Annotated in this window: 21 protein-coding genes; 20 read left to right on the forward strand and 1 reads right to left on the reverse strand. The window is 74.9% G+C overall.

Annotation, left to right across the window (positions count from 1 at the left end):
* The first annotated feature begins 57 nt into the window (after nt 1–57).
* From smc to HDG68_RS11840, 20 genes are all read left to right on the forward strand, one after another.
* Nucleotides 58–3,615 carry a chromosome segregation protein SMC gene (smc, locus tag HDG68_RS11745; RefSeq protein WP_172152319.1) on the forward strand — a complete coding sequence of 1,186 codons (3,558 nt, stop codon included), beginning with the start codon at nt 58–60 and terminating at the stop codon, nt 3,613–3,615.
* An 11-nt stretch (nt 3,616–3,626) separates the two neighbouring features.
* Nucleotides 3,627–3,944: a hypothetical protein gene (locus HDG68_RS11750; RefSeq protein ID WP_172152321.1), complete on the forward strand. Its 318-nt coding sequence runs from the start codon at nt 3,627–3,629 to the stop codon at nt 3,942–3,944.
* Nucleotides 3,945–4,007: 63 nt separating this feature from the next.
* Nucleotides 4,008–5,153 carry a signal recognition particle-docking protein FtsY gene (gene ftsY / locus HDG68_RS11755; RefSeq protein ID WP_172152323.1) on the forward strand — a complete coding sequence of 382 codons (1,146 nt, stop codon included), beginning with the start codon at nt 4,008–4,010 and terminating at the stop codon, nt 5,151–5,153.
* Nucleotides 5,154–5,369: 216 nt separating this feature from the next.
* Entirely contained in the window at nt 5,370–6,647 is a 1,278-nt protein-coding gene (locus HDG68_RS11760) for an ammonium transporter (protein ID WP_172152325.1), read from the forward strand.
* Nucleotides 6,644–6,982: a P-II family nitrogen regulator gene (locus tag HDG68_RS11765; protein WP_172152327.1), complete on the forward strand. Its 339-nt coding sequence runs from the start codon at nt 6,644–6,646 to the stop codon at nt 6,980–6,982. Before HDG68_RS11760 ends, HDG68_RS11765 begins: the two co-directional genes overlap by 4 nt.
* Nucleotides 6,983–6,987: 5 nt before the next feature.
* Nucleotides 6,988–8,871, forward strand: a complete 1,884-nt coding sequence (locus tag HDG68_RS11770) for a [protein-PII] uridylyltransferase family protein (RefSeq protein WP_172152329.1) — start codon at nt 6,988–6,990, stop codon at nt 8,869–8,871.
* A 43-nt stretch (nt 8,872–8,914) separates the two neighbouring features.
* Nucleotides 8,915–10,543 carry a signal recognition particle protein gene (gene ffh / locus HDG68_RS11775; protein ID WP_172152331.1) on the forward strand — a complete coding sequence of 543 codons (1,629 nt, stop codon included), beginning with the start codon at nt 8,915–8,917 and terminating at the stop codon, nt 10,541–10,543.
* A gap of 20 nt (nt 10,544–10,563) precedes the next feature.
* Nucleotides 10,564–11,676, forward strand: a complete 1,113-nt coding sequence (locus tag HDG68_RS11780; RefSeq protein WP_172152333.1) for an amidohydrolase family protein — start codon at nt 10,564–10,566, stop codon at nt 11,674–11,676.
* 220 nt (nt 11,677–11,896) lie between these two features.
* The gene (rpsP, locus tag HDG68_RS11785) at nt 11,897–12,316 is read left to right on the forward strand and encodes a 30S ribosomal protein S16 (RefSeq protein ID WP_172152335.1); all 420 of its coding nucleotides are present in this window, start codon (nt 11,897–11,899) and stop codon (nt 12,314–12,316) included.
* Complete coding sequence (locus HDG68_RS11790; protein ID WP_172152337.1) at nt 12,316–12,555, forward strand: RNA-binding protein; 240 nt, start codon at nt 12,316–12,318, stop codon at nt 12,553–12,555. The genes rpsP and HDG68_RS11790 overlap by 1 nt, the downstream gene beginning before the upstream one ends.
* A gap of 117 nt (nt 12,556–12,672) precedes the next feature.
* Nucleotides 12,673–13,209: a ribosome maturation factor RimM gene (gene rimM, locus HDG68_RS11795; protein ID WP_172152339.1), complete on the forward strand. Its 537-nt coding sequence runs from the start codon at nt 12,673–12,675 to the stop codon at nt 13,207–13,209.
* A 1-nt stretch (nt 13,210) separates the two neighbouring features.
* On the forward strand, nt 13,211–14,044 hold the full coding sequence (gene trmD / locus HDG68_RS11800; protein WP_172152341.1) for a tRNA (guanosine(37)-N1)-methyltransferase TrmD: 834 nt from the start codon (nt 13,211–13,213) through the stop codon (nt 14,042–14,044).
* A 140-nt stretch (nt 14,045–14,184) separates the two neighbouring features.
* Nucleotides 14,185–14,544, forward strand: a complete 360-nt coding sequence (gene rplS, locus HDG68_RS11805) for a 50S ribosomal protein L19 (protein WP_172152343.1) — start codon at nt 14,185–14,187, stop codon at nt 14,542–14,544.
* Between the two features lie 106 nt (nt 14,545–14,650).
* On the forward strand, nt 14,651–15,469 hold the full coding sequence (gene lepB, locus HDG68_RS11810) for a signal peptidase I (RefSeq protein WP_343037552.1): 819 nt from the start codon (nt 14,651–14,653) through the stop codon (nt 15,467–15,469).
* Nucleotides 15,466–16,302 (forward strand): ribonuclease HII, encoded by an 837-nt coding sequence (locus HDG68_RS11815; RefSeq protein ID WP_172152345.1) that lies wholly within the window; start codon nt 15,466–15,468, stop codon nt 16,300–16,302. The genes lepB and HDG68_RS11815 overlap by 4 nt, the downstream gene beginning before the upstream one ends.
* Nucleotides 16,303–16,309: 7 nt before the next feature.
* The gene (locus HDG68_RS11820) at nt 16,310–16,609 is read left to right on the forward strand and encodes a DUF2469 family protein (RefSeq protein ID WP_172152347.1); all 300 of its coding nucleotides are present in this window, start codon (nt 16,310–16,312) and stop codon (nt 16,607–16,609) included.
* A 147-nt stretch (nt 16,610–16,756) separates the two neighbouring features.
* Nucleotides 16,757–17,113: a YraN family protein gene (locus tag HDG68_RS11825; RefSeq protein ID WP_172152348.1), complete on the forward strand. Its 357-nt coding sequence runs from the start codon at nt 16,757–16,759 to the stop codon at nt 17,111–17,113.
* Nucleotides 17,110–18,648 carry a YifB family Mg chelatase-like AAA ATPase gene (locus HDG68_RS11830; RefSeq protein WP_172152349.1) on the forward strand — a complete coding sequence of 513 codons (1,539 nt, stop codon included), beginning with the start codon at nt 17,110–17,112 and terminating at the stop codon, nt 18,646–18,648. Before HDG68_RS11825 ends, HDG68_RS11830 begins: the two co-directional genes overlap by 4 nt.
* Nucleotides 18,641–19,936: a DNA-processing protein DprA gene (gene dprA, locus HDG68_RS11835; protein ID WP_172152350.1), complete on the forward strand. Its 1,296-nt coding sequence runs from the start codon at nt 18,641–18,643 to the stop codon at nt 19,934–19,936. Before HDG68_RS11830 ends, dprA begins: the two co-directional genes overlap by 8 nt.
* Nucleotides 19,937–20,015: 79 nt before the next feature.
* Nucleotides 20,016–20,960 carry a tyrosine-type recombinase/integrase gene (locus tag HDG68_RS11840; protein ID WP_172152351.1) on the forward strand — a complete coding sequence of 315 codons (945 nt, stop codon included), beginning with the start codon at nt 20,016–20,018 and terminating at the stop codon, nt 20,958–20,960.
* A 15-nt stretch (nt 20,961–20,975) separates the two neighbouring features.
* Here HDG68_RS11840 and HDG68_RS11845 read toward each other — a convergent pair whose 3' ends face one another.
* On the reverse strand, nt 20,976–21,572 hold the full coding sequence (locus HDG68_RS11845) for a peptidoglycan DD-metalloendopeptidase family protein (protein ID WP_172152352.1): 597 nt from the start codon (nt 21,570–21,572) through the stop codon (nt 20,976–20,978).
* Nucleotides 21,573–21,989 lie beyond the last annotated feature (417 nt).

Here is a 21,989-nt window from a genome sequence, read left to right on the forward strand (position 1 = left end):
GCCGGAACGCCGGGGCGGCTGCGCAGGATCCGGTCCGACGGCGGTTACCCTCGGCGGGTGCACCTCAAGACGCTCACGCTGCGTGGCTTCAAGTCGTTCGCCTCGGCGACGACGCTGAGCCTCGAGCCGGGCATCACGTGCGTGGTCGGGCCCAACGGCTCCGGCAAGTCCAATGTGGTCGACGCGTTGAGCTGGGTCATGGGGGAGCAGGGGGCCAAGTCCTTGCGCGGCGGCAAGATGGAGGACGTCATCTTCGCCGGCACGTCCGGTCGCCCGCCGCTCGGCCGCGCCGAGGTCTCCCTGACGATCGACAACACCGACGGTGCCCTGCCGATCGACTACACCGAGGTGACCATCTCCCGCACGCTGTTCCGCAGCGGCGGCTCGGAGTACGCCATCAACGGCAGCTCGTGCCGGCTCCTGGACGTCCAGGAGCTGCTGAGCGACTCCGGCATCGGCCGCGAGATGCACGTCGTCATCGGGCAGGGCCAGCTCGACGCCGTGCTGCGCGCCACCCCCGAGGAGCGTCGCGGGTTCATCGAGGAGGCGGCCGGCGTCCTCAAGCACCGCAAGCGCAAGGAGAAGGCGCTGCGCAAGCTCGAGGCGATGGCGGGCAATCTCGCGCGCCTGACCGACCTCACCACGGAGCTGCGCCGCCAGCTCGGCCCGCTCGGCCGCCAGGCGGAGGCGGCCCGCAAGGCCCGCACCGTCCAGGCCGAGCTCCGTGATGCCCGCGCCCGCCTGCTGGCGGACGATCTCGCCCAGCTCGGCGCCCGCCTCGAGCAGGAGCGTGCCGACGAGGCCGCGCTCAAGGACCGGCAGCGGGCCACCGAGGAGTCGCTCGACGACGCCCGCGGGCGCCTCACCCGCCTCGAGGCGTCGGCGTCGGCGGCCACCCGGGCCGCCTCCTCGGCCGCGGACACGGTGCACGCCCTCGGCGCGGTGCGCGAGCGGTTGCGCGGGCTGGCCTCGTTGGCCGACGAGCGCGCGCGTCTTCTGGGCACCGCGGAGCCCGAGCAGCGCGGTCAGGACCCCGACGAGCTCGACGCCCAGGCCGAGCGGGCCCGCCGCGCCGAGGCGGAGCTCGGCAGCGAGGTCGACGTGGCCCGGGAGGGCCTGCAGGCGCTCGAGGCGGAACGTGCCGCCGCCGAGGAGGCCGCGGCCGACGCCGAGCGGGAGCTGGCGGCCCTGCTGCGCGGTGCGGCGGACCGGCGTGAGGGGCTCGCCCGGCTGTCCGGCCAGGTCGCGGCGCGGCGCAGCCGGGTGGAGGCCGCCGACGCCGAGATCGACCGCGTCCGCGAGGGGGTCGGCGAGGCCGAGCGGCGGGCCGAGGCGGCGGCTCGCGAGTTCGCGGACCTGGAGGCGCAGGCGGTGGGGGCCGAGGCCGGCGAGGAGGGGCTCGACGCCGACCACGAGGCGGCGGCCGAGGCGCTCGACGCCGCCCGCGCCGACGTGGAGCGGCTGGAGGGCGACCTGGAGGCCGCCGAACGGGACCGCGCCACGTGGTCGGCCCGGGTGGAGGCGCTGGAGCTCAGCCTCGACCGCAAGGACGGTGCCGGTGCGCTGCTGGCCGCCGACCAGCCGGGCGTGCTGGGGTCCGTGGCCGCGCTGCTCGGTGTGGAGGCCGGTTTCGAGGAGGCGGTCGCCGCGGCGCTGGGCCCGCTGGCCGACGCCGTGGCCGTCGAGAGCGTGGACGCCGCGGTGGACGCCCTGCGGATGCTGCGCGACGACGACGCCGGTCGCGTGGGTCTGGTGGTCGGTGGCCCGGACGGCGGCTCGCCGGCCGCGGCTCCCGACGGGGCACGGGCGGCGCTGGAGGTGGTCACCGCCTCCGGCCCGGCCGCCGGTGCCCTGCGTACCCTGCTCGCCGACGTCGTCGTGGTCGAGGACCTGGCCCGGGCCCGGGCGCTGGTGCGCGACCGCCCCGACCTGGTGGTGGTGACCCGGGACGGGGACCTGCTGGCGGGCTCGCGGGCCTCGGGCGGTTCCGCGGGCGCACCGAGCGTGCTGCACCTGACCAGCGCGCTGGACGAGGCGCGCGCCGGTCTCGACGACGCCGTCGCCCGCGGCGAGCGGCACCGCGCCGACCTGAGCACCGCCCGGGAACGCCTCGAGACCGCCACGGTGCGCCACGACGAGACCCTGGCCCGGCTGCACGAGTCCGACGCCGCGCTGGCGGCCGTCGCCGAGCAGCTCGGCACGCTGGGTGCGGCACGCCGCGCGGCCCAGACGGAGGCCGAGCGCCACCGCGCCGCCCTCGCGGAGGTGACCGACCGGCGTCGTGCGGACGTCGAGGAGCTGGCCGAGCTGACCCGCCGGCTCGAGGTCGCCGAGGCGGAGCCCGCGCAGACCGAGGACGACGCCGCCGAGGCGACCCGCGTCCGTGACGCGGCGCAGGAGCGCGCGACGGCGGCGCGCCGGTCCGAGACGGAGGCCCGGCTCACCCTGCGCACCGCCGAGGAGCGGGCGCGTGCGGTGTCGGGCCGCGCGGAAGGACTCGCCCGTGCGGCGGAGCGGGAGCGCCGGGCGCGCCAGGAGGCCGCCGAGCGCGCTGCCCGCCGGTCGCGCGAGGCCGAGCGCGCGGTGGCGGTCCGCGCCGACGTCGAGGTCGCGCTCGAGGCGCTGGAGCGCTCGCTGGGACGAGCGGGTGACGAGCGGGCCGCCGCGCAGGCGGACCGCGACCGGCACCGTGGCGAGCTCGACGAGGTGCGTCGCGACGTCGACCGGTTCGCCGGCGAGCTGCGGGACCTGACCGACGTGGCCCACCGCGACGAGGTGGCGCGCGCCCAGCAGGTGGCACGGCTGGACCAGCTGCGCACGCGGGCGGTCGAGGAGCTGGGCACCGACCCCGACGCGCTGGTCGACGAGTTCGGCCCGCACCTGCCGGTCCCGGTGCCGCGCGACCCGGACGCCCCGGACGACGAGCCCGACCCCGATCCGGTGCCGTTCGTGCGCGCCGAGCAGGAGAAGCGCCTGGCGTCGGCGGAACGGTCGCTGAAGCGCATCGGCACCGTGAACCCCCTCGCCCTGGAGGAGTTCGCGGCCCTCGAGGAGCGGCACCGGTTCCTCACCGAGCAGCTCGCCGACCTGCAGGGGTCGCGCGAGGACCTGCTGCAGATCGTCACCGAGATCGACGAGCGGGTCGAGCAGGTGTTCGCCGAGGCCTACCAGGACACTGCCGCGCAGTTCGAGCGCGTGTTCTCCCGGCTGTTCCCGGGCGGCGAGGGGCGCCTGGTGCTCACCGAACCGGCCGACCTGCTGACGACCGGCATCGAGGTCGAGGCGCGGCCGGCGGGCAAGAAGGTCAAGCGGCTGTCGCTGCTGTCCGGCGGGGAGCGGTCGTTGACGGCCGTGGCGTTCCTGGTGTCGATCTTCAAGGCGCGCCCCAGCCCCTTCTACGTGATGGACGAGGTCGAGGCGGCGCTGGACGACGTCAACCTCGGGCGGCTGCTGGAGATCTTCCGCGAGCTGCAGGAGGACTCCCAGCTCATCGTCATCACGCACCAGAAGCGCACGATGGAGGTCGCGGACGCCCTGTACGGGGTGACGATGCGCGGTGACGGTGTGACCACGGTCATCTCCCAGCGGCTCGGCGAATCGGTCGAGGCGGGGTGACAATGGGCGGCATGGTGACCTTCGTCTTCTGGCTCGCGGCCTCGCTGCTGCTGGCCGGTGCCGTGTTCCTCGTCGCGAGCGTGATGGGCCGCATGCAGGACGACGACGGCGAGAGCGGGCTGCGGGCGTTCGGCCGCGCGTTCCGGCAGGGCCTGCGCCGCGACGGCGACCGTCGCGCCTCGGGCCCCGTGGACACCGACATGGACGCGTTCTTCGCGGCGAACCTCGAGCAGGCACCCGGCTACGTCGACGCCGAGGAGCTCTCCGACGTGCTGCACCGGGTCCAGGTGCGCGTCCAGACGCCGCCGCGCGGCACCCCGCGCGGCTGACGGCCCGCACGCCGCCCGCGAGGCGGGTGCCGCGCCCCCGGCCGTCTGGGACACTGGGGGACCGTGACTGACTACCTCTGGCTCTGGATCGTTCTCGGCCTCCTGCTCCTCGTGGGCCTCGGCTCCGCCCTGGTGGTCCCGCGGCTGCGCGGGCGCCGTCCCGACGACACGTCGGGTCCGACGACGGCGGCCCCGCCCGACGACGGCACGGCGGCCGACGCGGGCGGCGACGTCCTTGTCGAGGAGCCCGCGGCACCCGCGCTGGAGACGCCGGAACCCGCCGCGGGCCGGATGGTCCGGCTGCGTGACCGGCTGGCCCGGTCGGGGTCCCCGCTGGGTGCGCGCCTGCTGAGCGTGCTGTCGCGGGACACCCTGACCGAGGACGACTGGGACGAGCTGGAGGAGACGCTCCTGCTGGCCGACATCGGCACCGGTCCGGCCGAGGAGCTCCTGGAGGCCCTGCGGACGCGGGTGCGGGTGCTGGGGGTGCGGGAGCCGGACGCCGTGCGCGAGCTGCTGCGCTCCGAGCTGCTCAAGGTCGTCGACCCGACGCTGGACCGTTCGCTGGCCCTGGAGCGTCCGGTCGTCGACGGGGTGACCAAGCCCGCCGTCGTGCTGGTGGTGGGCGTCAACGGCACGGGCAAGACGACGACGGTCGGCAAGCTCGCCCGGGTGCTCGTCGCGGAGGACCGGTCGGTGGTGCTGGGTGCGGCGGACACGTTCCGCGCGGCCGCGGCCGACCAGCTGCAGACCTGGGGTGCCCGGGTGGGCGTGGAGACCGTGCGGTCCGAGCGCGAGGGCGGCGACCCCGCGGCCGTGGCGTTCGACGCCGTGCGGACGGGCAGCACGCGGGGGACCGACGTCGTGCTGGTGGACACCGCGGGCCGGCTGCAGAACAAGGCCGGCCTGATGGACGAGCTGGGAAAGATCTCCCGGGTGGTCACGCGCGAGGCCCCGCTGGGGGAGGTGCTGCTGGTCCTCGACGCCACGACGGGCCAGAACGGGATGCAGCAGGCCAAGGTGTTCGGCGAGGTCGCCGGGGTGACCGGCATCGTGCTGACCAAGCTCGACGGCACCGCCAAGGGCGGGATCGTGGTCGCCGTCCAGCGCGAGCTGGGCGTCCCGGTGAAGCTGGTCGGGCTGGGCGAGGGGCCGGACGACCTCGCGCCGTTCGACGCGGAGCAGTTCGTCGACGGTCTGCTCGGGTGAATCCTGGGCGGTCGTGGTGATCTCGTGACGGACACGGAACGGTCACGGGAAGGTCACGGCCTGCGGTCGATCGTCTCGCAGTGCGGACCGAAACGGGATGTTTACCCTTGTGCGCCCTTCGTCACACGGTTGTAACACCGGGTCCTCGCCGATGAAACTCCCCCCCGCCACGGTGGTCACCGACCGGCCAGAGGGGCTGGCGAGGGGAGTAACACCATGGAGCTGGATACCGGAGCAACCGCGTGGATGCTGACGTCAGCATCTCTCGTGCTCCTGATGACGCCAGGACTGGCGTTGTTCTACGGGGGCATGGTCCGCGGCAAGTCCGTGCTGAACATGATGATGATGTCGTTCGGCGCCATCGCCGTGACGGGCGTCATCTACGTCCTGTGGGGCTGGTCGATGTCCTACGGCGCCGACGTCGGCGGGATCCTCGGGAACCCGTTCGACCAGTTCGCGCTGCAGGGAGCGATCTACGACGAGGCCGGTGAGTTCCTCATCGACGACTTCGGCGTCCCCGCCATCGTCGGTGTCGGCTTCCAGGCGACGTTCGCGATCATCACCGTGGCGCTCATCTCCGGTGCCATCGCCGACCGGGTCAAGTTCGGTACCTGGATGGTTTTCGTCGCCCTGTGGGTGACCTTCGCCTACTTCCCCATGGCCCACATGGTCTGGGGCGGTGGCCTGCTCTCCGGTGACGGCCCGTTCGTGATCGGCGACGCCGCCCCGATCGACTTCGCCGGTGGCACCGTGGTCCACATCAACGCCGGTGCGGCCGCCCTGGTGCTGGCCCTCGTCGTCGGCAAGCGCAAGGGCTTCGGCACCGAGCCGATGCGCCCCCACAACCTCACGCTGGTCATGCTCGGCGCCGCCCTGCTGTGGTTCGGCTGGTTCGGCTTCAACGGTGGCTCGGCCTTCACCGCGGACGGCTTCGCCGGCCTCGCCTGGGTCAACACCACCGCCGCGACCGCTGCCGCCGTCCTCGGCTGGCTCGTCGTGGAGAAGCTGCGTGACGGCTCGGCCACCTCGCTCGGTGCCGCCTCGGGCATCGTCGCCGGTCTGGTCGCGATCACCCCGGCCGCCGGCTCGGTCAGCCCGCTCGGTTCGCTCGCGATCGGCGTCATCGCCGGTGGCCTCTCCGCGTGGGCCGTGGGCCTGAAGTTCAAGCTGGGCTTCGACGACTCGCTCGACGTCGTCGGCATCCACCTGGTGGCCGGCCTGTGGGGCACGGTCTCGATCGGCCTCCTCGCCACCGAGACGGGTCTCCTCTACGGTGGCGGCATCAACCAGCTCGCCGTCCAGGCGATCATCGCCGTCGTCGCGATCGCCTTCGCCGCGATCGTCACCTACATCCTGGCGATCATCCTCAAGGCGGTCATGGGCTGGCGAGTCTCCGAGGAGGTCGAGGTCAACGGCATCGACCTCGCCGTCCACGGTGAGTCCGCTTACGAAGGGCTCCAGTCGGGGTCCGTCATCAAGGAGGTCCGCGCATGAAGCTCGTCACCGGGGTCATCCAGCCCCACCGTCTCGACGACGTGAAGTCCGCCCTGGAGGCCGCCGGCATCCGCGGGATGACGGTCTCGGAGGCCAGCGGCTACGGCCGGCAGAAGGGCCACACCGAGGTCTACCGCGGCGCGGAGTACACCGTCGACCTGGTGCCCAAGGTCCGCATCGAGGTCCTGGTCGGCGACGCCGACGCGCCGTCCGTGGTGGACGTCGTCGTCAACGCCGCCCAGACCGGCAAGATCGGTGACGGCAAGGTCTGGACGGTGCCGGTCGACGACGTCGCCCGGGTCCGCACCGGCGAGCACGGCGACGCCGCGCTCTGACGCCGATGGCCGACCACCCGACCTCGGGCGTCGGCCCCGCGCAGCAGGCCCCGCACCCCGGTCCCGGGGTGCGGGGCCCTGTCGTGGGGCTGCGCGACGAGATGCTCGCCTCCGCCCGGCAGATGACCGGTCCCGGCCGGTCCGGCGTCGCACGGCGGGCCACCCTCCAGCAGCTCGTCACCGACCGGCTGGCGGCGCTCTACACCGAGGCCACCGCCGACGTCGACCCGTCCGGCCTGGCGCTGGCCGCCGTCGGCTCCCTGGGCCGCAACGACCTCGGGCCGCTGTCGGACCTCGACCTGGTGCTCGTGCACGACGGCCGCACCCACAAGGCGGACGAGCTCGCCCAGGTCGCCGAACGGCTCTGGTACCCGCTGTGGGACTCCGGGGTGGACATCGACCACGCCGTGCGGTCGCTCAACCAGACCCGCCAGCTCGCGATGCGCGACCTGCCGGCCGCCGTCGGATGGCTGGACGTGCGACCCGTGGCCGGTGACGCCGTCGTCGTGCACCGTGCCGCCTCCGGCATCCTCACCGACTGGCGCTCGGCGTCGCGACGTCGGCTCCCGGAGCTGCTCACCAGCGTCCGCGAGCGGGCCGAGCGCTCCGGCGACCTGGCCTACCTTATCGAACCGGACCTGAAGGACGCGCGCGGCGGCATCCGCGACGCCGTGGTGCTGTCCGCGCTGGCGGCCACGTGGCTGACCGACCGGCCGCACGGCCGGGTCGACTCCGCCTACGCGCACCTGCTGGACGTGCGCGACACCCTGCAGGTCGTCACCGGCCGGCGCGCCACCCGGCTGCTGCTGGCCGACCTCGACGAGGTCGCCGCGGCGACGGGCTACGACGACCCCGACGAGCTGCTGGCCAGCCTGGCCGCCGCCGGGCGGGAGATCTCCTTCGCCCTCGACTCCACCGTGCGCCGTGCGCGCCAGGCGCTGCAGCGCCCCGCGGTCCGCCGCAAGCCCGTGCTCGTGCGCGGACGGCGCCAGCCGCCCCGGCTGCGCTCCGTCGGCGACGGTCTCGTGGAGCACGACGGCGAGCTCGTCCTGGGCGTCAGCGCCTCGCCCCGCGAGGACCCGCTGCTGTCCCTGCGCGCCGCGGCGACGGCCGCCCGCACCGGGCTCGTCCTGTCCCCGGTGACCATGCAGTCCCTGGCGGAGTGCCCGCCGATCCCCGAGCCGTGGCCCGCCCCGGCGCGGGCGCACCTGCTGTCCCTGCTGAGCGCCGGGACCGCCCAGATCCACGTGTGGGAGGCGCTCGACCTGGCCGGCGCGGTGACCACGTGGATCCCCGAGTGGGCCGACGTGCGCAACAAGCCGCAGCGGGCCGCCGTGCACCGGCACACCGTCGACCGGCACCTGGTCGAGACGGCGGCGCTCGCGCCCACCGTGCGCAAGCGGCAGCTCGCCCGAGGGGTGGACCCGAGACTGCTGCCCACCGAGCTGCTGGCGGTCGCGGCGATCGTGCACGACCTCGGCAAGCGGCGTCGGGCCGAGAGCACGGACCACTCGGTCGAGGGGGCGCGGGTGGTGCCGCCGCTGCTGCGCCGCATGGGGTTCGACGACGGGTTCGTCGACGACGTCGAGCGGCTCGTGCGCCACCACCTCACGCTCGCGACGCTGGCCACCACGGCCGACCCGGACGACCCGGGCACCGTGGCCGCGCTCCTGGACGCGGTGGACCACCGTCCCGACCTGCTCGAGGTGCTGCGGGCGCTGACCGAGTGCGACGCGACCTCGCTCGGCCCGGCGGGCTGGACGAGCTGGCGGGCGAGCCTGGTCGACCTGCTCACCGACCGGGCGCGGGTGCTGCTGTCGTCCGCCCCTGTGGCGGGGGAGGCGGGGGAGGCCGACGGGGAGTCGGGACCAACGGTGACCGGCCGGTAGGCTAGGGGACCGCACGCATCCATCCCCCGAAGAGGACCACCTGGTGTTCAACTCCCTGTCGGACCGGCTCACCTCGACGTTCAAGAACCTGCGCGGCCGGGGGCGCCTGTCCGAGGCGGACATCGACGCCACCGTGCGCGAGATCCGGCGCGCCCTGCTGGACGCCGACGTCGCCGTCCCCGTGGTGCGGCAGTTCACCGCGGCGGTGCGCGAGCGCGCCCTGGGGGCCGAGGTCTCCGGCGCGCTGAACCCGGCGCAGCAGGTCGTCAAGATCGTCAACGCCGAGCTCGTCGAGATCCTGGGCGGGCAGACCCGCTCGCTGCAGCTCGCCAAGACCCCGCCGACGGTGATCATGCTCGCCGGCCTGCAGGGCGCCGGCAAGACGACGCTGGCCGGCAAGCTGGCGCTCGCGCTCAAGGAGCAGGGGCACACCCCGCTGCTCGTCGCGGCGGACCTGCAGCGTCCCAACGCCGTCACCCAGCTCTCGGTCGTCGCCGAACGGGCCGGCGTCCCGGTCTTCGCCCCGCACCCGGGCAACACGAGCGACGCCGACGCCGAGACCATCATCGGCGACCCGGTGGGCGTGTCCCGCGACGGCGTGGCCGAGGCGCGCGCCAAGCAGCACGACGTCGTCATCGTCGACACGGCGGGCCGGCTCGGCGTCGACCAGGTCCTCATGCAGCAGGCCGCCGACATCCGTGCGGCGATCACCCCGGACGAGGTCCTGTTCGTCATCGACGCGATGATCGGCCAGGACGCGGTCACCACGGCGAACGCGTTCGCCGAGGGCGTCGACTTCACCGGCGTGGTGCTGTCCAAGCTCGACGGCGACGCGCGCGGTGGTGCCGCGCTGTCGGTCGCGAAGGTGACCGGCAAGCCCATCATGTTCGCCTCGACCGGGGAGAAGCTCACCGAGTTCGAGGTCTTCCACCCGGACCGGATGGCCTCGCGCATCCTCGACATGGGTGACGTGCTCACCCTGATCGAGCAGGCCGAGAAGGCGTTCGACGCCGACGAGGCCGAGCGGATGGCGGCCAAGGTGGCCGGGGGCGAGGACTTCACCCTGAGCGACTTCCTGGTGCAGATGCAGCAGATGAAGAAGCTCGGCTCGATGAAGAAGATGCTCGGGATGATGCCGGGCATGGCGCAGATGCGCGACCAGCTCGAGAACTTCGACGAGCGCGAGGTCGACCGCGTCCAGGCGCTCATCCAGTCGATGACGCCCGCCGAGCGCGAGAACCCCAAGATCATCAACGGCTCGCGCCGTGCCCGCATCGCCCGGGGCGCCGGGCAGACGACGGCGGCGGTCAACGGGCTGCTGGACCGGTTCGGGCAGGCGCAGAAGATGATGCGGCAGATGGCCTCCGGCGGGGCGCCCGCGGGGCCCGGCGGCATGCCGGCCATGCCCGGGATGCCGGGCATGCCGGGGGGCGGCAAGAAGTCCCGCGGCAAGCAGCAGCCGAAGAAGAAGGTCAAGGGCAAGTCCGGCAACCCTGCCAAGCGCGCGCAGCAGGAGCGCGAGGCCATGCAGCGGGCCCTGGGTGGCGGGCCGAGGAAGGCGGCGCCGAGCGGGTCCGCGTTCGGGGTCGGCGCCGGCAAGGAGTCCGAGGTGGACCCGAAGGACCTCGAGCTGCCGGGTGATCTCGGCAAGCTCCTCGGCGGCGGTCGCTGAGACCCCGATAGGCTGCGCGCATGTCCGTGCCGCACGTACCCCTGCACGTCACCGGCCGCATCCTGCTCGACGGCGACCGCGAGGTCGGGGAGATGTGGGTGCGCGACGGGCGCCTCAGCCTCCTGCGCCCCACGCCGCAGGGCAGCCCGGCCACGGAGATCAGCGGCTGGGTGCTGCCCGGGCTGGTGGACGTGCACTGCCACGTCGGGCTCGACGCGGGCGGTGCCGTCGAGGAGGACACCGCGGTCAAGCAGGCGCTGGCGGACCGGGACTCCGGGGTGCTGCTCGTGCGGGACGCCGGTTCCCCGCTCGACACGTCGTGGATGGCGACCCGCACGGAGCTGCCGCGGCTGGTCCGTGCGGGCCGGCACGTCGCCCGCCCCAAGCGCTACCTGCGTCACTTCGGGCTCGAGCTCGACGACGTCGCGGACCTGCCGCGCGTCGTGCGCGAGCAGGCGCGCGCAGGCGACGGCTGGGTCAAGCTCGTCGGCGACTGGATCGACCGCGACCTGGGTGCGGACGGGGACCTGCGCCCGCTGTGGCCCCGGGACCTGCTCGTCGAGGCGGTCGAGGCGGCGCACGCCGAGGCGGCCAGGGTGACGGTGCACGCCTTCTCCGAGGAGGTGGTCGAGGACCTCCTCGCTGCCGGCGTGGACGGTATCGAGCACGGAACGGGCATCCCGGCCGAGCTGATGCCGGAGGTGGCCCAGCGGGGGATCCGGGTCACGCCCACCCTGCTGCAGGTGGGCCAGTTCGAGAACATCGCCGCGCAGGCCGACGGCAGGTACCCCGTCTACGCCGCGCGGATGCGGCGCATGCACGCGCGCCGGTACGAGCAGGTGCGGGCCATGCACGACGCCGGGATCCCGCTGCTGGTCGGCACGGACGCCGGGGGCACCATCGACCACGGGCGGCTCGCGGACGAGTGCGCCGAGCTCGTCCGCGCCGGCATCCCGGACGCCGAGGTGGTCGCGATGGCGACCTGGCGCGCCCGCGCGTTCCTGGGGCACGGGGCGATGGTCGAGGGGGCGAGCGCGGACTTCGTGGTCTACCCCGACGACCCCCGCGAGGACGTGGAGGTGCTGCGGCACCCGAGCGCCGTGGTGCTGCGGGGACGCGTCGTCGCGCCCTGACCGGTGTCGCTCCGCCTCGGCCCGCGCCGTCCGCCCGGGAGTCCGCAGGTGTGACGCACCCGCGCTTGGGCCCGGGCGCGGTCCTCTGGCACAATGTCGAGGTACTCGGTATGCCCAGGCCCCTCTCACCTGGACGTACCCGGTCCTGACCCGCCCGCCGCCGGACCCCACCGGTGGTGTGACCCGGGTCGCCCCCACAGAACCAGGAGAGTCCACACCAGTGGCCGTCAAGATTCGTCTGAAGCGTCTCGGCAAGATCCGGGCCCCGTACTACCGCGTCGTCGTGGCCGACTCGCGCACCAAGCGCGACGGTCGTGTCATCGAGGAGATCGGTCTGTACCACCCGACCGAGGAGCCCTCGTTCATCGAGATCCAGTCCGACCGCGCCCAGTACTGGCTCGGTGTCGGCGCCCAGCCGACCGAGCAGGTCGCCGCCCTGCTGAAGGTCACGGGCGACTGGCAGAAGTTCAAGGGTCTCGAGGGTGCCGAGGGCACCCTGAAGACCAAGCAGGCCGGTTCCGCGAACGCCTCCGAGGCGATCGAGGCCGTCAACGCCGAGGCCGAGAAGGTCAAGGCGAAGGCTGCGGAGTCCGCCTCGAAGAAGGCCGCCGAGTCCGACGAGGACGAGGCCGGGGCCTGATGCTCGCGGACGCTCTGGAGCACCTCGTGCGCGGCATCGTGGACCACCCGGACGACGTCCGGGTGGACGCGCGGTCCCAGCGTCGTGGTGAGCTGCTCGAGGTCCGGGTCCACCCCGAGGACCTCGGGCGCGTCATCGGCCGCGGTGGCCGGACCGCCAAGGCGCTGCGCACGGTCGTGGGCGCCCTGGCGACCGACGGCCCCGTGCGCGTCGACGTCGTCGACGTCGACCGCCGCTGAGCGCCCGGAGCGAGAGCACGTCCGACGAGGCCCGGTCCCCCCGCGGGACCGGGCCTCGTCGTGTTCACTGGACGGGTCGGTCGCCGCGACGGCGGCCGTGAGGCACGAGGAGACGACATGGAGCTGGTGGTGGCCCGCGTGGGTCGCGCGCACGGACTGCGGGGCGAGGTGGCCCTCGAGCTGCGCACGGACGTCCCTGAGGAGAGGCTCGCCGCGGGCGCCGTGCTGGCCACGGACCCGGCCGACGCGGGCCCGCTCACCGTGGAGAGCACGCGGGTGCACCAGCAGCGCTGGCTGGTGCGGTTCGCCGAGGTGGCCGACCGCACGCAGGCCGAGGAGCTGCGCGGCGTCGAGCTCGTGGTGACGGCCGACGACTCGGTCGAGGAGGACGCCTGGTACCCCCACGAGCTGACCGGGCTGCGCGTCGAGCTCGCCGACGGCACGCCGGTCGGGGAGGTCGTGGGCCTGGAGCACCCGCCCGCGCACGACGTCCTGGTGGTCCGCGAGACCGGCGGTCAGCGCACCGTGGTGCCGTTCGTCCGCGCCATCGTGCCCACGGTCGACGTGGCCGGCGGCCGCGTGGTGCTGACCCCTCCGGGCGGTCTGCTCGCCCGGGACGCGGACGCCGTCGACGGCCCCGGGGACGGTGCCTGAGGTGCGCATCGACGTCGTCACGATCTTCCCCGACTACCTGGCCGCGCTCGACCTGTCGCTCGTCGGCAAGGCGCGCCGCGCCGGCCTGCTCGACCTGCGCGTGCACGACCTGCGCGACTGGACCACCGACCGGCACCGCACCGTCGACGACACGCCGTTCGGGGGCGGAGCCGGGATGGTGATGCGCCCGGACGTGTGGGGCCGGGCGCTGGACGACCTGCTGCCGACGGCACCGGACCCGGCGGTCCGCCTGGTGGTGCCGACCCCGTCGGGGCGGGTGTTCACCCAGCGCGGCGCCGAGGAGCTGGCGTCGGCGGAGCACCTGGTGGTCGCCTGCGGACGTTACGAGGGGATCGACGCGCGCGTCGTCGAGCGCTACCGCGCCGAGGGGCACCCGGTCGACGAGCTCTCGATCGGTGACTACGTGCTCAACGGCGGCGAGGTCGCGGCGCTGGTGATGGTGGAGGCTGTGGGCAGGCTGCTGCCCGGGGTGGTCGGCAACCCGCAGTCCCTCGTCGAGGAGTCGCACGGTGCCGCGGGCCTGCTCGAGTACCCCGTGTACACCAAGCCGCCGTCGTGGCAGGGGCTCGAGGTGCCCGACGTGCTGCTGTCCGGGCACCACGCCCGCATCGAGCGGTGGCGGCGGGACCGGGCGCTGGAGCGCACCGCACGCCGTCGTCCCGACCTGGTCGACGCGCTCGACGCGGAGGCGCTGGACGCCCGCGACCGCGAGGTGCTCGACCGGGCCCTGCACCCCGACCCGTCCGACGACGGGGTCCGTGGCGCGTCTCACCAGGGCGAGGGCGCGTCGAGCGCCGGTGGTGTGGCAAAATAGTCCGTCGGTGTGCCGCAGCCCGGACTCTGCCACGGGGGAGACCCTCGGGCCGCGAGCCGGTGCACCGCATTCGACGACAGACGGTCCGTGCACCACGGACCCAGAACTTGTCCTGACCTGTGGCAGGCGGGGAGAGAACCATGAAGACTCTCGACAACGTCGACGCGGCCTCGCTGCGCGACGACGTCCCGGACTTCCGTGCCGGCGACACCGTGAAGGTCAACGTCAAGGTCGTCGAGGGCAACCGCTCTCGCGTCCAGGCGTTCCAGGGTGTCGTCATCGCCCGCCGCGGCGGCGGCGTGGGCGCGACGTTCACCGTCCGCAAGATCAGCTTCGGCGTCGGCGTGGAGCGCACCTTCCCGGTGCACGCCCCCACGATCGACTCGATCGAGCTCGTCACCCGCGGTGACGTGCGCCGCGCGAAGCTGTACTACCTGCGTGCGCTGCGCGGCAAGAAGGCCAAGATCCGCGAGAAGCGCGAGACCCCGGCCAAGAAGTGATCCCGGCGGCAGCGGTGCTGCCGACGCCACGGGCGGTCCTCCCCACGACGGGAGGGCCGCCCGTCGGCGTTTCGCCGGGCACCGGTGCGTCTGGCAGGGTGTGGTCGTGGCAGACTCCGATCACGTGACTCCCGTGCAGCGTGCCTCCGACCCCGCCGACGACGACCGGTCGGCCGGTCGGCCCGCGGGCGAGGCGAGCGCGGAACGGGCCGGCACCCCGCCCGCGCACGCCGCCGAACCCCCGAGGCAGCGAAGCCGGGGGCTGAGCCTGCTGCGCGAGTCCGCGATCATCGTGATCAGTGCGCTGGTGCTGTCGTGGCTGATCAAGACGTTCCTCGTCCAGGCCTTCTACATCCCGTCGGCCTCGATGGAGGACACGCTCCAGATCGGCGACCGCGTCATGGTGTCGCGGCTCGTGCCGGACGTGCTCGACGTCAATCGGGGCGACGTCGTGGTCTTCGTCGACCCCGGCGGCTGGTTGCCGCCGACCGAGACCCCGGACGCCGGGCCCGTCGGCAACGCGGTCCGCGAGGCCGCGACGTTCATCGGCCTGCTGCCGCAGGACAGCGGCGAGCACCTCATCAAGCGGGTCGTCGGGACGCCGGGCGACACCGTGGAGTGCTGCGACGATCAGGGCCGGGTGAGCGTGAACGGCGTGCCCGTCGACGAGGACCCGTACCTCGCGGCGGGCTCGGTGCCCAGCCAGACCGAGTTCTCCACGCAGGTGCCCGACGACATGCTGTTCGTCATGGGCGACAACCGGCAGAACTCCCAGGACTCGCGGTACAACACCGGCAAACCCGGTGGCGGGTTCGTGCCCCTGGACAACGTGGTGGGCAACGCGTTCGTCATCGTGTGGCCGTTCGAGGACGCGCGGCTGCTGCGCAACCCGTCGGACGTCTTCGCGCAGGTGCCGGCACCGTGACCGCCCGCAGCACCCGACGCGGCACCCGACGCAGCCCGACGCTGCGCCAGGAACGCGGGCTGCTGGGCGAGGGCGCGCTCCTGGTCGGCGGCATGGACGAGGTCGGCCGCGGCGCGCTGGCCGGCCCGGTGAGCGTCGGCCTGGTCGTGGTGGACGCCGCGACGCCCACCGCCCCGCGTGGCCTGACCGACTCCAAGCTGCTCTCGCCGTCGGCCCGCGAGGTGCTCGTGGAACCCGTGCGCCGGTGGGCGGTGGCGTGGGCCGTGGGGCACGCCGGTCCCGCCGAGATCGACGCGCACGGCATCGTCGCCGCGCTGCGCCTGGCCGGCCGCCGCGCCCTGGCCCAGGTGCGACGCAGCGTCGGCGACGTCGACGTGGTCCTGCTCGACGGCTCGCACGACTGGCTGAGCCGCCCCCACGCCGACCTGTTCGAGGCGGCGGGGGAGGACCCGGGCGGTGCGCTCGACGCGCCCGAGCCCGGAGTGCGCACGCTCGTCAAGGCCGACCTGCAGTGCTCGTCGGTGGCTGCCGCGAGCGTGCTGGCGAAGGTGGAACGGGACGGGCTGCTGGCGCGGCTCGCCGCGCAGTACCCCCACTTCGCCTGGGAGCAGAACAAGGGCTACGCGGCCCCCGCGCACCTCGACGGACTGCGGCGCCGTGGTCCCACCCCCCAGCACCGTCGGTCCTGGAACCTGCGGGTCCTCGAGGACGAGCCCGCCCACGACGGCGCCGCAGCGGCGCCGGTCGCCGGGGACGGCGTCTCGGCGGACGTCGTGACGCTCGAGACCGCCGTCCGCGCGCCGGGAGCGGGCGCGGACGCCCGGGTGGGATGATGTCGCGGTGAGCGCAGAGGACCTGGAGAACTACGAGAACGAGGCCGAGCTCGCCCTCTACCGCGAGTACCGGGACGTGGTGGGTCTCTTCTCCTACGTGGTGGAGACCGAGCGGCGGTTCTACCTGGCCAACAGCGTGGACCTGCAGGTGCGGTCGGCCGCGGGCGAGGTGTACTTCGAGCTGACGCTCGCCGACGCCTGGGTATGGGACGTCTACCGGTCGGCGCGGTTCGTCAAGTCGGTGCGCGTCGTGACCTTCAAGGACGTCAACGTCGAGGAGCTCGCGAAGGCGGACATCGCGCTGTAGGACGCGCTCCGCGACGTCGTCCACGAGGCGACCCGAGGCCTCTCGTCCCCCCACAGGTGCCGGGGACGTCGCCGCCGTCCACAGCCGTCCGCCCGGCGCTGGGACCGCGGCCCCGGGACGGTCAGGGTGTGGCACGGAGGTGATTCCGTGCGAGCGAAGGACGCCGTCGGGCGACACGGGGAAGAGGTGGCCGCGCGCCACCTGACCGAGCAGGGCTACGAGCTGCTGGACCGCAACTGGCGGGGCCGCGCCGGGGAGCTCGACCTGGTGGCCCGGGACGGCGGCACCCTCGTCGTCGTCGAGGTCAAGACCAGGCGCGGCACCGCCTTCGGGCATCCCGCCGAGGCGGTCACCCCGGCCAAGCTCGCGCGCATCCGGCGGCTGACGGCCCAGTGGCTCCACGAGCACCCCGTGGGTGCCCGGCAGATCCGGGTGGACGTCGTCGCGATCGTGCTGCCGCGTCGCGGTGCCGCCCAGGTCGAGCACCTCAAGGCGGTGCTATGAGTCTCGGCACCACCGCCGCCGTGGCGCTGCACGGCATGGAGGGGCACGTGATCCAGGTCCAGGCCCAGCTGGCCGCCTCCGTCCCAGGATTCACCCTGGTCGGCCTGCCCGACGCCGCGCTGGCCGAGTCGCGCGACCGCGTGCGCGCCGCCGTGCTGTCGACGGGCATCGAGTGGCCGCACCGCAAGATCACCGTCAACCTGTCGCCCGCGTCGCTGCGCAAGTCGGGCTCGGCGTTCGACCTCGCTGTCGCCGTGGCGGTGCTCGCCGGGCACCGCGTGCTGCGCGCCTCCGGGCTCGAGGAGGTCGTCCACGTCGCCGAGCTCGGGCTCGACGGCCGGCTCCAGCCGGTGCGGGGCGTCCTGCCGGCCGTCGCCGCCGCGGTGCGTGCCGGGTACCGCGACGTCGTGGTGGCGGCGGGTGACGCGCAGGAGGCGGCGCTCGTGCCCGGTGCCCGGGTGCACGGCGCGGTCGACCTCGGCGACGTCGTCCGCCGGCACGGCGGTGCGCTGCGCACCGAACAGCGCTCGACGCCCGTGCCGCCGGTGCGCACGGGTGGCGGCCGGTCCCCGGCGGGGGACCTGGTCGACGTGGTCGGGCAGAGCGAGGCACGCCTGGCCCTCGAGGTGGCGGCCGCCGGGGCGCACCACCTGCTCATGCTCGGGCCGCCGGGCGCGGGCAAGACCATGCTCGCCGCGCGCCTGCCCGGCATCCTGCCCGACCTGACCGAGCCCGAGGCGGTCGAGGTGACGGCCGTGCACTCGGTCGCCGGCACCTTCGACCCCGGTGGCGGGCTCCTGCGCCGACCGCCCTTCGAGGACCCGCACCACACCGCCTCGCCGGCGGCGATCGTCGGCGGCGGGACCGGACTCGCGCGCCCCGGCGCGGTGTCGCGGGCGCACCGCGGTGTGCTGTTCCTCGACGAGGCGCCCGAGTTCGCGCCCCGCGTGCTGCAGACGCTGCGCCAGCCGATCGAGGCCGGCGAGCTCGTGCTGCACCGCAGCGGCGGCGCCACACGGTACCCCGCGCGGTTCCAGCTGGTGCTGGCGGCGAACCCGTGCCCGTGCGGCATGGCCACGACGGGTGCCGGCGCGGACTGCAGCTGCACGCCCATGGCGCGGCGCCGCTACCTCGCGCGGCTGTCCGGCCCGCTGCTGGACCGCGTCGACCTGCAGGTGCACCTGGCGTCCCTGAGCCGCGCCGAACGTGCGCTCGGCGCGAGCGGGGAGTCGAGCGCCGACGTCGCGGCGCGGGTCCACGGCGCTCGCGGGCGGGCCTGCGAACGCCTGGCGGGTACGCCCTGGCGCACCAACGCCGAGCTGCCCGGCCCGTGGCTGCGCGAGCACCTGCGGGCCGAACGCGCCGTGCTGGCCGGGGTCGAGCGCCAGCTCGACGCCGGTGAGCTCTCGATGCGCGGCGCCGACCGGGTCCTGCGTATCGCGTGCACGCTCGCCGACCTGGACGGTCGTGGCGTCCCGGACGCCGACGACGTCGACGCCGCCCGGCTCTTCCGGACGGGGGACCGCCGTGGATGAGCCCCTGTTCGAGCTGCCGACGGGCCGGCGCGCCGCCGTCGACTTCGACGTCACCGATCCCGTGCTCGCCGCGGCCGCCTGGAGCCGCCTCGCGGAACCGGGCGACGTCGTCGCCGGCGCTCTCGTGCAGCATCTCGGCGCGACGGAGGCGCTCACCTGGCTGCTGGAGGCGGTGGCCGACCCGGCACGCGCCCTGCGCAGCGGTCCGGCGGAGCTGGTCCCGCGGAGGGGGACGACCGTGGCGTGCGGCACCGCCGGCGGACCTGCTGACCCTGTGGACCGCGACGGCGGCACGGGGGCGCTGCGCCGGCTGCGGGACGCCGTCGGGCGATGGGCGCCGCGGCTCGAGACGCTCGACCCGCGTCGCGAGCTGCGCGTCCTGCACCGCCGCGGCGGCGTGCTCCTGACGCCCGCCGATCCCGGGTGGCCGTCGCGGCTCGCGGACCTGGGGGCCGCCGCCCCGTTCGCCCTGTGGGTCCGCGGACGCCCGGACGTCGCGTCCTGGTCGTCGCGTGCGGTGTCCGTCGTCGGTGCGCGCGCTGCCACCGCCTACGGAGAACGGGTCACCGAGGACCTGGCCGCGGGACTCGCCGACGTCGGGTTCACGGTCGTCTCGGGCGGCGCCTACGGCATCGACGCGGCCGCGCACCGCGGGGCGCTCGCGAGCGGCGGGACCACGGCGGCGGTCCTGGCCGGCGGGGTGGACCGCTACTACCCGCAGGGCAACGACGGGCTGCTGCGACGGACGGTCGAGGCCGGCGGGGCCGTCGTCGCGGAGGTGCCGCCGGGCTCCGCGCCGTTCCGTCAGCGGTTCCTCGCCCGCAACCGGGTCATCGCCGCCCTGACGGCGGCCACGGTCGTGGTCGAGGCGGCGCAGCGGTCCGGTGCGCTGTCCACCGCGCGGCGGGCGTCGGAGCTGCTGCGTCCGGTCGGCGCCGTGCCCGGTCCCGTGACGTCGATGACCTCCGCCGGGTGCCACGCCCTGGTCCGCGACGGCGTCGCGGTCTGCGTGACCGGCGTCGACGACGTGGTCGAGCTCGCCGGTGCGGCCGGGGAAGGTGTCACGGACGCCGGCGCCGACGACCGGACGGGCCCGGGCCGGTCGGAGCCCGGCCCGCAGGAGCGCCAGGTCCTCGACGCGCTGCCGGTCCGGTCGGCGACCACCGTGGACTCGCTCGCACGGACCGCGGGTCTGCCGCCGCGGCGGGTGGTGGCCGCGCTCGGTGCGCTCGAACGGTCCGGTATGGCGGCCCGGGAAGGCGGGCGATGGCGTCGCCGTGCCCGCTGATCACCGCCGCGTGCCCGGTCCGACGAAACGCCGCGTCACCTGCGACGTCGTCCGGCGACCGAGGGGCACACTGGCCGCGATGACGGCATCGGACGTCCCGCCGCTGCCCGCCGCGCTCGCCGACGCGGTGGACGGTTTCTCGCAGCACCTGGCTGCGCGGCGGGGGCACTCGGCCCACACCCGGCGTGCCTACCGTGCCGATGTCACGGGGATGCTCCGGTACGCCGTGCGGCACGGTGCCTTCACGCTCGACGACGTCACCCTGACGGTGCTGCGCGGCTGGCTGGGGATGCAGGCCGACCGGGGGCTGGCACGGTCCACGCTCGCACGGCGCAGCGCCGCGGCACGAGCGTTCCTGAGGTGGGCGCACCGCGAGGGCCTGCTGGGCACGGACCCCTCGGCGCGGCTGGCCAGTCCGCGGGTCCCGCGCAGCCTGCCCACGGTCCTGTCCGCGGACGCCACGGCCGTGCTGCTGGACACCGCTCGCGGCGCCGTCGACGATGCCGACCCGGAGCGGCGCCCGGGGGCGCTGCGGGCCTGGGCGGCCGCCGAGCTGCTGTACGGGTCAGGGGTCCGCGTCGGTGAGCTGGTCGCCTGCGACGTGCCGGCCGTCGACCTCGACGAGCGCTGGGTACGGGTGCTGGGCAAGGGCGACAAGGAGCGGGTGGTGCCCTTCGGCCTCCCCGCGGCGCGGGCCGTCCGGCGCTGGCTGGACGAGGGGCGCCCACGGCTCGTGCGCGCCGACTCGCCCGGCGCGCTGCTGCTCGGTGATCGGGGAGGTCGCTGGGGGCAGCGCCAGGTCCGGGAGACCGTGCACCGGTTGGCCGCCGCGGCCGGTGTGGACGACGTGGCCCCGCACGCCCTGCGGCACTCGGCGGCCACGCACCTGCTCGCCGGCGGGTCCGACCTGCGCACGGTGCAGGAGGTGCTGGGCCACTCCGACCTGGGGACCACCCAGCGGTACACCCACGTGGACGCCGAGCGGCTGCGCAGCGTGTTCGAGCAGGCGTTCCCGCGCGCCTGAGCGGCCCTGAGCGGCTCAGGGCACCGGCAGCAGGACGATCGGCGGTGCTCCGCCGAGCAGCGCCATCGGGTCGAGGTAGGCCTCCCCGCGCCGCACGCCCCAGTGCAGGCAGTGCTCGGGGGCGCAGTGGGACACCGTCGCGTCGTCGTCGACGTGCCCGACGACGTCGCCGCGCGACACCGTCGAGCCGACCGGCGCCGAGGGGAGCACGGGCTCGAGCGTGGACCGCAGCGCGCCGTGGTCGACCACCACGACCGGTCGCCCGCCCACGGGGCCGGCGAAGGTGATCGTGCCCGACGCGGGCGCTGCGACGACGGCGCCGGCCGCGACGGCCAGGTCGACCCCGCGGTGGCCGGGCAGCCACCGTCGTGCGGGTGGGTCGAAGGGCGCGACGAGGGCGCCCGGGACCGGTGCCGCCCATCCGGGACGGGGGGTCGACGTCGGGTCGGTCGCGCCGTCGACAGTGACGCCGACGTCGGTGCCGGCGGCCAGGACCGTGGTCGGCGGGGACAAGGTCAGCAGCGCGAGGACGGCGGCCGCCACGACCGCCCGCGACCGGTGACGGGTACGACGGGCGCGACGGGCTGGTCCAGGGGTCCGTACGGTGTCCATGGAGCCACGCTGGCGTCCGCACCGCGTGCGCGACAGCCGGACGACGGCGGCTGTGGACGCCGCCGCCGGGCGCCCGGCTGGGGGTGCGGGACGCCACTGCGGCGGCGGTGCCGCGGTGCGGCGCGGTCGGGTAGACTCGTCGCTGCGACCAGTGCTGTCCACCTCCCACACGCCGTGCAGGTTCTGTCCTGCCCGGCGGCGCGGGACGGGCAGGGTCGACATCGCGCGTCATGTCCGGCGCTCGGCGGGTCCCGCCCGTCGTGCCGCTCCGGTGCTGGCAGCGGTCCGTGCGCCACGGCGCGCGGTGCCGGCCCGGATGACGCCAGGGGTGACGGGTCCGATGCCCGGCACCGACAACCGAAGCACCGCGACCGCCCGCCCCGCGCGGCGGTCGCCTGATGCGCGCGGGACCGGGAG

Origin of the sequence: Isoptericola chiayiensis (genome assembly GCF_013149805.1) — a bacterium.
GTDB classification, from domain to species: domain Bacteria; phylum Actinomycetota; class Actinomycetes; order Actinomycetales; family Cellulomonadaceae; genus Isoptericola; species Isoptericola chiayiensis.